The following is a 12,103-nucleotide window of genomic DNA, read 5'->3' as shown; positions in this document are numbered from 1 at the left end:
TATGCGCCTCAGCGCACGCCGGCCATGAGTTTCAGCACACCGCGGCTGCCGATCGCGAGTGCTGCGCCGAGCACGATCGCGATGCCGCCGAGCACACCGAAGTAGGCCACCTCGGTCTCTGCCGTGTAGAACGTGGCGAGCTGGCCCGAGATCGCCGAGCCGAGTGCGACGGAGAGGAAGAACAGGGCCACCATCTGCGTGTGGAACACCTTCGGGGCGAGCTTCGTCGTCACCGACAGGCCGACCGGTGAGAGCAGGAGTTCGGCCACAGTGAAGATGAAGAGGATGCCGACGATCGCCAGCAGCGGGGTCGAGTTCGCTGCCCCGCCTGCGAACGGGATGAACAGCAGGAAGGCGACGCCCATGATCGCCGTGCCCAGTGCGAACTTGATCGGCGTCGACGGCTGACGGTCGCCGAGCTTCGTCCAGATCGCGGCGAACACTCCCGACAGGATGATGATGAAGATCGGGTTGATCGACTGCACCCACGACACCGGCATCTCCCAGCCGAAGAGGTCGCGGTTCAACTGCTTGTCGGAGTAGATCGTGAGCACCGTGAACTGCTGCTGGTAGAGCGACCAGAATGCGACGCTCGCAACGAACAACGGGATGAACCCGTACACCCGGCTGCGTTCGATGCCCGAGATGCGCCGGCTCGAGAGAATCACCGCGAAGTACGAGATAGCGGCGACGATGGTCGCGCCGATGACCCACGTGACGAGGTTGGTCGGGTTCACGAGACCGGTGAGCACGAGCACGACGACCACGATGACGGATGCCACGGCGACACCGATGACAAGGCCGATGCGGTCGCGGTGCAGCGGGTTCGGCACCACGGATGCCTCTGGCGGGAGGTTCTTGCGCCCGAACGAGTACTGGATCAGGCCGATCGCCATGCCGACCGCAGCGAGAGCGAAGCCCCAGTGGAAGCCGACCGTCGACGCGAGCAGCCCCGTGAGAATCGGGCCGAGGAAGGCGCCGAGGTTGATGCCGAGGTAGAAGATCGAGAATCCGGCGTCTCTCCGCGGATCGTGCTCGGAGTAGAGCGTGCCGACGACGCTCGTGGCGTTCGCCTTGAGGCCGCCCGAGCCGAATGCCACGAGGATCAGGCCGACCCCGACACCGAAGAATCCGGGCAGGAGCGCGAGCGCGATGTGGCCCACCATGATGACCATGGCGCTGAAGAACAGCACCTTCTCGCTGCCGAGCACGCGGTCGGCGAGCCAGGCACCGAGGATCGTGGAGAGGTACACTCCGCCGCCGTAGGCCCCGACGATGCCGGCGGCAGCGGTCTCCTCCATGCCGAGTCCGCCGTCGACCGCCGAGTAGTAGAGGTAGATGAGCAGGATGCCCTGCATACCGTAGAAGCTGAACCGCTCCCACATCTCGACGCCGAAGATGTTCGCGAGCGATCGTGGCTGCCCGAAGAAGCCGTGGTCGCCCCGAGCGTCGCGCGACGGATCGCCTTCACCGGTTCCCCTCGGCTCGGGCGGTCCGTACTCCCCCGGGGCAGGTTCGGTGACTCTGCCCATGGGGGTTACCCTACTCCCCCACCTTCCGCTGGTTGAGGAGCGAGCGCAGCGAGCGTCACCTTCCGCTGGTTGAGGAGCGAGCACAACGAGCGTCACCTTCCGCGGGTTGAGGAGCGAGCGCAGCGAGCGTCTCGAAACCTGGTTCAACGTACGTGTTTGCCTCGAGGCGGCGCTGGCGCGCCTCCTCAACTGACGACCCCGGCGCGGCCTCCCAGAAACCTTACATCAGATAAGTTTTCAGCCTCGAGTGCGATAGATTCCCGCTATGGAACATGCAGAGACGGATGCCGGGGGCACCCCGCCAGGGGGCGAACCATCCGCCTCCCATCCCGTGCGCGGGGCGCGGGGCAGCTACGCGAAGGGGCAGGCCAAACGCCAGGAGATCGTGGATGCGGCGCTCGTCGTGTTCGGCCGCAGCGGCTTCCACAGCGGTTCGCTGCGCGAGATCGCCAAGCGCGTGAACCTCACCCCTGCCGGCCTCATGCACCACTTCGCCGGCAAAGAGGAGCTCTTCACCGAGGTGCTGCGCCAGCGCGACGCCCGCGTGCAGGGCGCCGCCGGCGACGTGTCGGAATTCACCCTGCTCGAACAGGTGCGCAAGGTCGTCGCCTACAACCAGACCACGCGCGGCCTGACCTCGCTCTACACCGTCATCTCGGCCGAGGCGACCGACAGCGGGCACCCAGCCCACGCGGAGTTCTCGCATCGATATGCGGAGAGCGCCGCGTCGACAAGAGACGTACTCGACGATGCACAACGCGACGGACTCATCCGCGCCGACATCGACACGGCGCACGCCGCACGGCTGATCTCCGCCGTCATGGACGGACTGCAGCAGCAGTGGCTGCTCGACGAATCCGTCGATATGACCGCGATCTTCGACGAGTTCGTACGGGGTTACCTGCTCGAACCCCCGGTGGAATCGTGACGCCCGGACACTGCCGACGCCAGCGCCGGCCTTGACGCCTCACGCCTCACCCGTCACGCGTCAGCTGCGGAGGGATGCAACCAGTTGCGCCTTCGTGGATCGCGAGTAGCCACGGATCCCGCGCTGCTTCGCGAGCTGCCGCAGTTGCGCGACGGTCTGCGAGTCGAGGTCGGCAGCAGCCGCCGCTCGAGGCGCACGGACGGCTGCCTTCGCAGCGGGTCTCGCGGGCTTCGCTGACGGCCGCGCCGGCTTCGCAGCGGTCTTCGCGGACTTCGTCGAGTTGTTCGCGACAGGTTTCGCCGCGCCTGCCTTCACAGACGTGCGGAGGTCGGAGGCGACCGCCTCGAGCCTCGCATCCACCTCAGCGGCCCGCTTTCTCGCGGCCTTGTCGACCTTCTTCGCCAGCCGCGTCACCTCGTCCGCTCGCTTCTTCCCGGACTTGCGGAGGTCGGCGGCGACGGCTTCGAGCTTCGCGTCCACGCCGGCCGCTCGCTTCTTCCCGGACTTGCGGAGGTCGGCGGCGACGGCGTCGAGCCTCGCATCCACCTCAGCGGCCCGCTTCCTCGCGGCCTTGTCGGCCTTCTTCGCCAGCCGTTTCGCGTCGGATACCGCATCGCGTGCGTTGTCGAGCGCTTTCGCGGCGGCCTTCTCCACTTTGTTCTTTGCCATCGTCATCCCCCGATTCAGACGCCCACTCGGTGATCAGCGGTTGGGGGCATCCTACCTCGGGCAGCTCTCAGCGCTCCGAGCGCGCGTTGGGGCGATTCCCCGGTGCCCGCTCCAGAGTCGGGGGAAAGCCCCCGTGCCGGCGGCACGCAGCCATCGTTAGAGTCGAACGCAGAGGCGGGCATCGGCCGCGCCCGCAAAGGGGAGATCGATGACCGCAACGGCACGGATGACACGCACGCTCGCGATCGGCGCCATCATGGCCTCGGCCCTGCTGCTGAGCGGATGCGCGTTCCTCGCCCCACCGGAGCGATTCAGCGATGACGCCACCTTGGCCGAGCAGGTGCACGCGATCGAGATCGATGACCCGGAGGGCAGCGTCACAGTGGAGGGCATCGAAGGTGCCACCGATGTGGCGCTCTCGCGCACGGTGTCGTATCGAGGCGAGCAGACGATCGGGCTGACCTACGAGGTGCGCGATGGCGTGCTCGTGCTCGATGGCTGCGGCCGGAACTGCGCTGTCGACTACACGATCGAACTCCCCGCAGGTGTCGATGTGCGCGGCTCCACCTCGAACGGCGCGATCGAGCTCAGCGGAGTGAACGAGGTCGATGTCAAGACGAGCAACGGCAGGATCGAGCTCGACGATGTCACGGGCGCCATCGACGCCGAGACGAGCAACGGGCGCATCGAGGGGCGTGCCCTGGCCGGCGCCGGAGTGCGCGCGGCGACCTCGAACGGTGCGATCGACCTGCGGCTCGAGGTGCCGCAGGATATCGAGGCCCGCAGCTCGAATGGAGCCATCGACGTCACTGTGCCGACGGGTGCGGCCACGTTCCGAGTGACGACCGATTCGTCGAACGGGTCGATCGACGTCGGCATCGACGACGACTCCGACGGCGAGTTCCTGCTCGACCTCACCACCTCGAACGGGTCGATCACGATCACCGGCCGCTGACGACGACCCTGCTGGAGCCGGCTGGCTAGGGACGCACGAGGCCCGCCCGTGCGGTGAGCTCGTCGAGCACGACCGCGAATTGGTCGACGGCCCAGTCGAGGTCGACCTCGTCCACGACGATCGGCGGGGCGAGCCGAATCGTCGAGCCGTGGGTGTCTTTCGCGAGCACGCCGCGGCGCATGAGCTCCTCGCACACCTCGCGACCGGTGGCGAGCGCCGGGTCGATGTCGATGCCCGCCCACAATCCGGCGCCGCGCACCGCCACGACGCCGCGCCCCATGAGTGCGAGCAGCCGCTTCTGCAGGTGGGCGCCGAGCATCCGGGCACGCTCCTGCGGCTCCCCGGTCGCGAGCATGCGCACGACTTCGAGCCCTACGGCTGCCGCGAGCGGATTGCCGCCGAACGTCGACCCGTGCTCGCCAGGCCGGAGCACCCCGAGCACATTCCGGTCGCCGACAACGGCCGACACGGGCACGATGCCACCGCCGAGCGCCTTGCCGAGCAGGTACAGGTCGGGCACGACGCCGACGAGGTCACAGGCGAAGGTTGCCCCGACTCGGCCGAGCCCCGACTGGATCTCATCGGCGATCATGAGCACGTTGTGCTCGGAGCAGATCGCGCGTACCGTCGGCAGGAAACCCGCGGGCGGCACGATGATGCCGGCCTCGCCCTGGATGGGCTCGACGAGCACCGCGACGGTGTTCTCGTCGATGGCCGCTGCGATCGCGTCGGCGTCGCCGTAGGGCACCATTCGGAAGCCCGGCGTGTACGGGCCGAAATCCGCCCGAGCGTCGGGGTCGTCGCTGAACGAGATGATCGTCGTCGTGCGGCCGTGGAAGTTGCCGGCCATCACGATGATGTTCGCGGCATCCGCTGCCACGCCCTTCACCCGGTAGCCCCACGCGCGCGCGACCTTGATGCCCGACTCGACTGCCTCGGCGCCCGTATTCATGGGCAGCACCATGTCTTTGCCGCAGAGCGCGGCGAGCTCGGTGACGAACGGCCCGAGCCGGTCGTTGTGGAAAGCGCGGCTCGTGAGCGTGATGCGCCCGAGCTGTTCACGCACGGCCTCGACGAGCCGCGGGTTGCCGTGCCCGAAGTTCACGGCCGAGTAAGCGGCGAGGCAATCGAGATAGCGACGCCCCTCGACATCCGTCACCGAGGCGCCGTCACCCGATGCGACGACCACCGGCAGCGGGTGGTAGTTGTGGGCGGCGTGCTCCTCTTCGAGCCCGATCGCCTCGGCGGTCGACTGGGCGGCGGGCTGGGCAGTGGGCGCGATCTCGCGTCGCTCACTCACACCGCCCTCCACGTTCGTAGGACTCTTGGGGCTTTGTAGGACGTTCTCAGGGCCATCCGTCCTACGAAGAGGCGATTGTCCTACGAAGTCGTTCCCGGTGGGATTCATCGGCGCAGCTCCAGGGTGGCGCACTTGACGCCGCCGCCGCCGAGCAGCAGCTCGGAGAGGTCGACGCCGATCGGGTGGTATCCGTGTTCACGCAATTGCCGCTCGAAGTCCGTCGCGCGCGAAGCGATGACCACGTTGTACCCGTCGCTGAACGAGTTGAGGCCGAGCACCGCGGCATCCGTCTCGTTCACGATGATGGCGTCGGGGAAGCGCGCTCGCAGCAGGGCGACGGATGCCTCGTCGAACGCGCTCGGCAGGTACGCGATGTGCTCCTGGCCGGGCGCTGGATCGAGCACCGCGATCGCCGTGTCGAGGTGGTAGAAGTTCGGGTCCACGAGTCGGAGGGTGACGACCTCGCGGCCGAAGATCGCGGCGAGTTCGTCGTGCGAACGCGAATCGCTGCGGAATCCCGTGCCCGCGAGGATCGCATCGCCGACGAGCAGGAAGTCGCCCTCGCCCTCGTTGACCTCCTCGGGCACCCGCACCTCGAGGCCCGCCTCACGGAACCACCCCATGTACGCCGGCCCCTCGGGCTGCCGTTCGGCGTGTGCGAACTTCGCGCCGTACGCGATGCCGTCGATGACGAAGCCGCCATTGGCCGCGTAGACCATGTCGGGCAGCCCCGCGATCGGATCGATCAGCGCCACCTCGTACCCGAGTTCGAGGTACGTGTCGTAGAGCACCTGCCACTGCGCGAGCGCAAGGCTCGTGTTCGTCGGCTGGGCCGGGTTCATCCACGGGTTGATGCGGTAGACCACGGTGAAATGCTCGGGGCGGCACATGAGCACGGTGCGCCCCGTGGCGCGGCGCTCCGGCCTGGTTCGGCGCCGTTCGCCGGGTTGCTCGCCGGTCTCGATCACGGTCGACATCTCACTCCTTCGAGAGGTGAGCGGATGCTGCGGGCCCCGTGGGCTCGCGGCATCCGCTTGGTCGTGCACTGCCGGCGGACCAGGTCACTCTCGCGAGCCTCGACGACGCGTTCGGATTGCGCCGCCGTCGAGACGCCACTCCAAGTGTGAAGGGTAATGCGGCGTGGTTGGTGGCGTGGTGCGCAACATTCGTGCTCGTTCGATGCTGGCGCGCAGCTTCCATGCAGAGTCTGGGGGTCGGATGCCGCGACTCACGCGTCTCCGTCCGGTTTGCCGACAGTCGGTCGCTGCAACGGCTCGTCTCCGGCGCCAACGCGACCCAGGAGCCTCGATCGTGGACCGGGCTGGATCCCGGCCGATTCAGGCCGTGCCCCCAGACCGATGAACCGCCCCGTCAGAAATGTCAGCCGTGGATGATCGCGCAGCATCCGCAGCGGCAAGGGCATGGGCGAACCAGGTTCACGCGAGGAGAGGATCGCGCCTTGCATCCGCCGCTGCACGAACTGGGTGATCCGTACCGGCCAGACACGACGGCGCTGCACCCGGTGCAGGTCGGCCCCTCGCGGCACGCGCACGCACAGCACCGGTCCGAGGATGCGCGCGGCCGCCACGGCATCCTGGATCGCGAGGTTGATGCCGACACCCCCGGCCGGCGACATCGCGTGCGCGGAGTCGCCGATGCACAGCATCCCGTCGGCGTGCCAGCGGCGCAGCCGCTCGAGTTTCACCCGCAGAAGGTGCACGTCGTCGCTCGTGATCGAGGCGACGGCATCCGTCATGCGTGGCGAGATGAGCGCGATGCGCGACCTCATGCGTGCAAGGTCGTCGTCGGTGCCAGCCCAGGTTCCCGCCGGGATCACGTGCGCGATCTGGAAGAAGTCGCCGCGGTCGATCGTGATGATCATTCCGGCGCCGGCTTGGACGAACGGGTAGGTCTCGCCTGCGCGCTTCGTCAGTCGAAACCACAGCACGTCCATCGCTGCAGCAGTGCCGACCGGGGTGAGACCGGCGGCCGCACGGACCTCCGAGTCCCGGCCGGATGCGTCGACCACAAGGCGCGCGCTCACGCTCACCGCACCATCCGGCCCTGCGCCCGTGACGCCGCTGATGCGACCGCCTTCCCTGATGAGTCCGTCGATCCGAGTCGAGCGGAGCAGGCGGAATCCCGGATGTTTCGCCGCGGTGTCGGCCAGGAGATCGAGGAAGTCCCACTGCGGCATGAACGTCATGACCTTGCGTCGGGTGGGTAGCCGGGTGAAGTCGGCGAGAGTGAGCTCTGTGCCGTGCCAGCTCAGGCCGACACGGGGCATGTCTGCGTGCGGCCGAGTGAGGAACTCGTCGAGAAGGCCGAGCTCACCGAGCAGCTGTTGGGTAGAGGGATGGATCGTGTCGCCGCGGAAGTCGCGCAGGAAATCGGCATGCTTCTCGACCACCGTGACCTCGAGTCCTTGGCGTAGCAGGAGCAATGCCATCATGAGTCCGGCGGGACCGCCGCCGACGATCACGCAGTCCGTATCGATGTGAGTGCTCATGCGCTCACGATCGCCTCGCCCGTGTGATGATGCGAGCATGGTCAATAAGAAGGCCGGGCGGCCACGAGGTGATGCCACGGCGCGTCAACGCCTGCTGAATGCTGCCCACCAGCACTTCGAATCGGGCGACCTGGCCTCGGTTTCGGCGCGAAAGCTCGCCGAAGAAGTGGGCGTGAGTCACACACTGGTCAATTATCACTTCGGTTCGCGTGACGCCCTGATCGCAGCAGCCGTCTCACTTCGCGCAGCCCCGCATCATGTGGTCGCTGCATCTACCGATGAGGATGGGCACATCGACCTCGCCCTGCTCGTGCGCGGACTCGTCACGGTGTGGGAGGACCCGGAGAACGGTGCGCGACTGGTGGAATTCGCGCACCGCCTCGCAACCGGCGATGAACGCTCGCCGACGCTGATGTCATATCTGCAGCACACGGTATTCGGCGCACTGGTCGCGGAATTCGGGCAGGAGCGCGCACGCCGCATGGCGACCGCCATCATCGGGGTGATCTTCGCGCGCTACGTGCTGCACCTGCCAGCCATGACCGCTCTCACGCCGACGCAGGTCGCGACGCACCTGCTGTCGATGCTGCGGTAGCGCCGACACCGCTCCGAACAGCGCGTCGGCGTGCTCGACGTCGACGCCGCACAGAGTCTGGAGGCGGATGTCTCCCCTCACGCGTCTCCGGCCGGTTTGCCGACGGTCGGTCACTGCGGCATTCTGGAGACCGATCCGGCCCGTGCTGTTCGACAGCGGTCCCGCCGGCGCAGCGACGGAGGCCGGCATGGTGGAACCCGACCACGACTCCGAAGGCGATTCCCGCCTCGATACCGACCGGGCTTCCCTCGTCGACGACGCCCACGCCCAGCACGTCGCGCGGCTGCAACGGCTCGTCTACGGCGCCGACGCGACCCAGGAAGAGCGTTCGGCGGCGACCGCCGAGCTCCACGCCCTGGTGCCCGCGGGAATGGACGCCGAGTCGGCTGGGGGACCGATCGCGCCCGCTCCGGAGCCGCCGACGCCGACGCTCGTCGACGATGCGACTTCGACGACGGTGGCTCCGTGGTGGGGCGCTGATGCCCGCGGTCTCCGCTGGGTGGGCGTCGCTGGCGTCGCTGCGCTCGCCATCGGGCTCATGGCCGGGTGGCAGCTCGGCGGTCGCGCGACGTCGGACCTGCTGGCATCGGTGACGCTGTCGAGTCAAGCTCCGCCGACCGCACTGCCGATGGCGTCGCCCACCGGTCGCCCACTGCCCGAGTCGATGACTCCCCTGCCCGACACCCAGCTGCCGGCAATACTCGAACGCGCGGCGACTGAGGTGGACGCAACGCAGGCCACCTGGGTGACGGCGTTCGAGCTCGATTCTGCGAGCGTGCGGCTGCTGCTCACCCGCTCGGACGGGCTCGCCGTGTACGGGGCGAGGCGAGGCGCCGATATCTGCCTGGTCGCAGTGGGTTCCACCGGGGAGGACGCCGGAGTCGCATGCAGCACATACAGCGCGATGAGCGACGATGGGCTCGTCGTCAGGTACGTGTACCCTGACGAATCCATCCCGATGACCGTGCGCTGGCGCCCCGACGGAGCGGTCGAGATCACCACCGTGGCGCCACCGAAGGTGCTGCACATCTCCGATGATGTCGTCGAGGGCACGACGTGAACCCCGACCAGGAGGAGCGGATCGCCCGGCTGCAAGAGCTCATCTACGGCGCCCGGGCGAGTGACGAGGAACGGGCGAATGCCGCCCGTGAGCTCGACGCCCTGCGTTCGGCCTCGGCGGAAATCACCGAATCCGTCCCGTCACCGGTTCAAGCCGCCGACGCGGCATCCGACACCAATGAGGGAACCGGCACAGCGGCCGACGCGATCGACACACGCAGTTGGCCCTCGCGACAACGCAGGTATCGCACAGCCGTCATCGCCGGGACCGCAGCGCTCGTCATCGGCCTCCTGGCCGGGTGGCAGCTCGGGGAGCGCGATGCATCCGACGCGGCCGCAGCCGGCGCTACCCCGACGGTGTTCCTTGGTCCGCGCACGCAGGCCGAGTTCCTCGAGTCGCTGCCGGTCGCCGCGGACTCTCCCGCAGCAGACGTGTTCATGCGACCCGCGACCGCCGCCGATTCACCGAGCACGAGCGCGCTGATGAGCTACGGCAATGGACCTCTCGAGTATCGGCTCCTCGCCACCCGGGCCGACGGTCTACCGGTCTACGGCGCACGCGACGACTCGGAGTTTTGCCTGTTCGTCCCGTTCGGGAGCGACGGCGGCGCGGGGACGTGCACAACCGATGGTCGCTTTCCTCTTGACGGCCTCCGGCTCAGCGGGTCCCTCTACGGCACCTCGACTCCGAGCGTCGACGTGACTTGGCACCCCGATGGCTCCCTGACGATGCAGGTGCTCGCCGGCTAACGCAGCCTCAGCCGTTCTTCGCGTCGCGCCAGGCCAACCAGCGCCGCACCGGGCCGAGCTCGTAGTCGGGGCCGGTGATGCCGAGCGTGAAGAGCCGGACCCCCGCCGCGAAGAGAGCGTCGGCGTGCTCGACGTCGACGCCCGATCGATCGAGTTCGTTCGAGACCGTGATCTCCGAGACATCCCGCCCGACCTCGTCGCCCCAACGGGCGAGCACGTCGAGCTTGTGCGGCAATTCGTCGGGCGCGACGAACGAGTGCCAGATGTCCGCGTGCTGCGCCACGATGCGGAGCGTCTTCTGCTCACCCTTGCCTCCGATCATGACCGGGATGTCTCGGGTCGGCGGCGGGTTGAGTTTCGCCCAGCGCGCCTCGATGCGCGGCATCGCCGCGGAGAGTGCGTTCAGCCGAGAACCACGAGACCCGAACTCGTAACCGTATTCGTCGAAGTCGCGCTCGAACCAGCCGGAACCGGTGCCGAAGATGAATCGGCCCGTGCCGCCCTTGGCGCTGATGTGGTCGAGGGTGCGGGCCATGTCCGCCTGCAGGTCGGCGTTCCGGTAGGAGTTGCAGTTCACGAGCGTGCCGAACTCGATGCGCTCGGTCTGCTCGGCCCACGCACCGAGCATCGACCACGCCTCGAAGTGCAGCCCATCGCGGTCACCCGTGAGCGGGAAGAAGTGATCCCAGTTGAAGACGATGTCGACGCCGAGGTCTTCGAGGCGCAACACGGTGTCGCGGATGGCGGTGTACTGGGCGTGCTGCGGCTGCACCTGCACAGCGAGACGCACGGGGGAATTCAGAGGCATCCCGCAAGCCTACGACCGAACATCGCGCTCTCACCGAGCGTGTCGCGAGATTTCGCCTGAGCCGTCAGGCCGCGGGCGCCTGCAAGATGCGCACGGTGTTGCCCGACGGGTCGCGGAACGCGCAGTCGCGCGGACCCCACCCTTGGTCGATGGGTTCCTGGAGCACCTCGGCGCCGGATGCCCGCAGCGTCTCGAAGGTCGCATCGACGTCATCCGAGCGGAACACCAGCATCGGCAATTGGCCCTTGACGAGGAGCTCCTGAATCGCGTCACCATCGGCCTCCGAGCGACCGGCGTGAGGCACCGAGAGCACGATGCCGAGGCCGGGCTGCGCGTCGCTGCCGAGCGTGACCCACCTGAACTCGCCGGAGGCCACGTCGTTCTGCACATCGAGACCGAGCGCGTCCCGGTAGAAGGGAAGCGACTCGTCGACATCGTTGACGGTGATGTTCGTGTACTGGAGTGCGATGGTCATGACGGTGACATTACGCTGCGTCTGCCGTGGTCGCTTCTTCGTTTCTGCTCGGTGCGTGCCGCACCGGGCGCGTGTACGTCTTCGCGACACAGGCGGGCATGGCCTTGACGGCGTCGTGCTCCTGGCTCCGGTACGTCGTCGGGGTCTCGCCGACGATCTCGGTGAACCGCGAACTGAACGAGCCGAGGGAGGTACAGCCGACCGCCATGCACGCGTCGGTGACGCTCACGCCCGCCCGCAGCAACGCCATCGCCCGCTCGATCCTGCGGGTCATCAGGTAGCTGTACGGCGTCTCACCGTATGCCGCGCGGAACCGGCGCGAGAAGTGCGCGGGCGACATGAGCGCCCGGCCGGCCATGGTCGGAACATCGAGCGGTTTCGCGTACTCGCGGTCGATCAGATCGCGGGCACGACGCAGGTGAGCGAAATTCTGCAGCTCCTGCGGGGTCATGATTCGACGGTAGCACCGGCGCCCCGCACGACGGATGCCGCTGCGATCCTTGGTCAGCAGCACTTGCGCGAG

The 12,103-nt window shown here is 67.9% G+C and carries 13 protein-coding genes; 5 read left to right on the top strand and 8 right to left on the bottom strand.

Features of this window, described 5'->3' with window-relative positions:
• Window positions 1–8: 8 nt before the first annotated feature.
• On the bottom strand, window positions 9–1,532 hold the full coding sequence (locus tag AC1C2T_RS04830; RefSeq protein WP_495361362.1) for a peptide MFS transporter: 1,524 nt from the start codon (window positions 1,530–1,532) through the stop codon (window positions 9–11).
• A 265-nt stretch (window positions 1,533–1,797) separates the two neighbouring features.
• Here AC1C2T_RS04830 and AC1C2T_RS04825 point away from each other — a divergent pair, with 265 nt between their 5' ends.
• A complete protein-coding gene (locus tag AC1C2T_RS04825) occupies window positions 1,798–2,460 on the top strand; it encodes a TetR/AcrR family transcriptional regulator (protein WP_495384435.1) in 663 nt (220 codons plus the stop codon).
• Between the two features lie 60 nt (window positions 2,461–2,520).
• Here AC1C2T_RS04825 and AC1C2T_RS04820 read toward each other — a convergent pair whose 3' ends face one another.
• Complete coding sequence (locus tag AC1C2T_RS04820; protein ID WP_495384434.1) at window positions 2,521–3,129, bottom strand: Rho termination factor N-terminal domain-containing protein; 609 nt, start codon at window positions 3,127–3,129, stop codon at window positions 2,521–2,523.
• Between the two features lie 208 nt (window positions 3,130–3,337).
• Here AC1C2T_RS04820 and AC1C2T_RS04815 point away from each other — a divergent pair, with 208 nt between their 5' ends.
• A complete protein-coding gene (locus tag AC1C2T_RS04815) occupies window positions 3,338–4,084 on the top strand; it encodes a DUF4097 family beta strand repeat-containing protein (RefSeq protein WP_495384433.1) in 747 nt (248 codons plus the stop codon).
• Between the two features lie 25 nt (window positions 4,085–4,109).
• On the opposite strand, the gene rocD is transcribed toward AC1C2T_RS04815, so the two are convergent.
• The 3 genes from rocD to AC1C2T_RS04800 form a co-directional block, all read right to left on the bottom strand.
• Window positions 4,110–5,384 (bottom strand): ornithine--oxo-acid transaminase, encoded by a 1,275-nt coding sequence (gene rocD, locus AC1C2T_RS04810; RefSeq protein WP_495384432.1) that lies wholly within the window; start codon window positions 5,382–5,384, stop codon window positions 4,110–4,112.
• Between the two features lie 104 nt (window positions 5,385–5,488).
• On the bottom strand, window positions 5,489–6,361 hold the full coding sequence (ddaH, locus tag AC1C2T_RS04805) for a dimethylargininase (protein ID WP_495384431.1): 873 nt from the start codon (window positions 6,359–6,361) through the stop codon (window positions 5,489–5,491).
• Window positions 6,362–6,612: 251 nt separating this feature from the next.
• Window positions 6,613–7,893, bottom strand: coding sequence for an FAD-dependent oxidoreductase (locus AC1C2T_RS04800; RefSeq protein WP_495384430.1), 1,281 nt, complete (start codon window positions 7,891–7,893; stop codon window positions 6,613–6,615).
• Between the two features lie 37 nt (window positions 7,894–7,930).
• On the opposite strand from AC1C2T_RS04800, the gene AC1C2T_RS04795 reads away from it, so the two are divergent.
• The 3 genes from AC1C2T_RS04795 to AC1C2T_RS04785 all read left to right on the top strand — a co-directional run bounded on the left by AC1C2T_RS04795 (window position 7,931) and on the right by AC1C2T_RS04785 (window position 10,297).
• Window positions 7,931–8,488 (top strand): TetR/AcrR family transcriptional regulator, encoded by a 558-nt coding sequence (locus AC1C2T_RS04795; protein WP_495361369.1) that lies wholly within the window; start codon window positions 7,931–7,933, stop codon window positions 8,486–8,488.
• A gap of 187 nt (window positions 8,489–8,675) precedes the next feature.
• Window positions 8,676–9,548, top strand: coding sequence for a hypothetical protein (locus tag AC1C2T_RS04790; protein ID WP_495384429.1), 873 nt, complete (start codon window positions 8,676–8,678; stop codon window positions 9,546–9,548).
• Window positions 9,545–10,297, top strand: a complete 753-nt coding sequence (locus AC1C2T_RS04785; protein ID WP_495384428.1) for a hypothetical protein — start codon at window positions 9,545–9,547, stop codon at window positions 10,295–10,297. Before AC1C2T_RS04790 ends, AC1C2T_RS04785 begins: the two co-directional genes overlap by 4 nt.
• A gap of 7 nt (window positions 10,298–10,304) precedes the next feature.
• Here the strand turns inward: AC1C2T_RS04785 and AC1C2T_RS04780 are convergent, their stop codons facing one another.
• The 3 genes from AC1C2T_RS04780 to AC1C2T_RS04770 form a co-directional block, all read right to left on the bottom strand.
• Window positions 10,305–11,105 carry an LLM class F420-dependent oxidoreductase gene (locus AC1C2T_RS04780; RefSeq protein WP_495384427.1) on the bottom strand — a complete coding sequence of 267 codons (801 nt, stop codon included), beginning with the start codon at window positions 11,103–11,105 and terminating at the stop codon, window positions 10,305–10,307.
• A gap of 64 nt (window positions 11,106–11,169) precedes the next feature.
• Window positions 11,170–11,580 (bottom strand): VOC family protein, encoded by a 411-nt coding sequence (locus AC1C2T_RS04775; protein WP_495361373.1) that lies wholly within the window; start codon window positions 11,578–11,580, stop codon window positions 11,170–11,172.
• A gap of 10 nt (window positions 11,581–11,590) precedes the next feature.
• Complete coding sequence (locus tag AC1C2T_RS04770) at window positions 11,591–12,031, bottom strand: helix-turn-helix transcriptional regulator (RefSeq protein ID WP_495361374.1); 441 nt, start codon at window positions 12,029–12,031, stop codon at window positions 11,591–11,593.
• Window positions 12,032–12,103: the final 72 nt, after the last annotated feature.

It is taken from the genome of Agromyces sp. Y558, from assembly GCF_059445415.1.
Note: the sequence above shows the minus strand (reverse complement) of the source record. Positions and strands in the feature narration are given on the sequence as shown.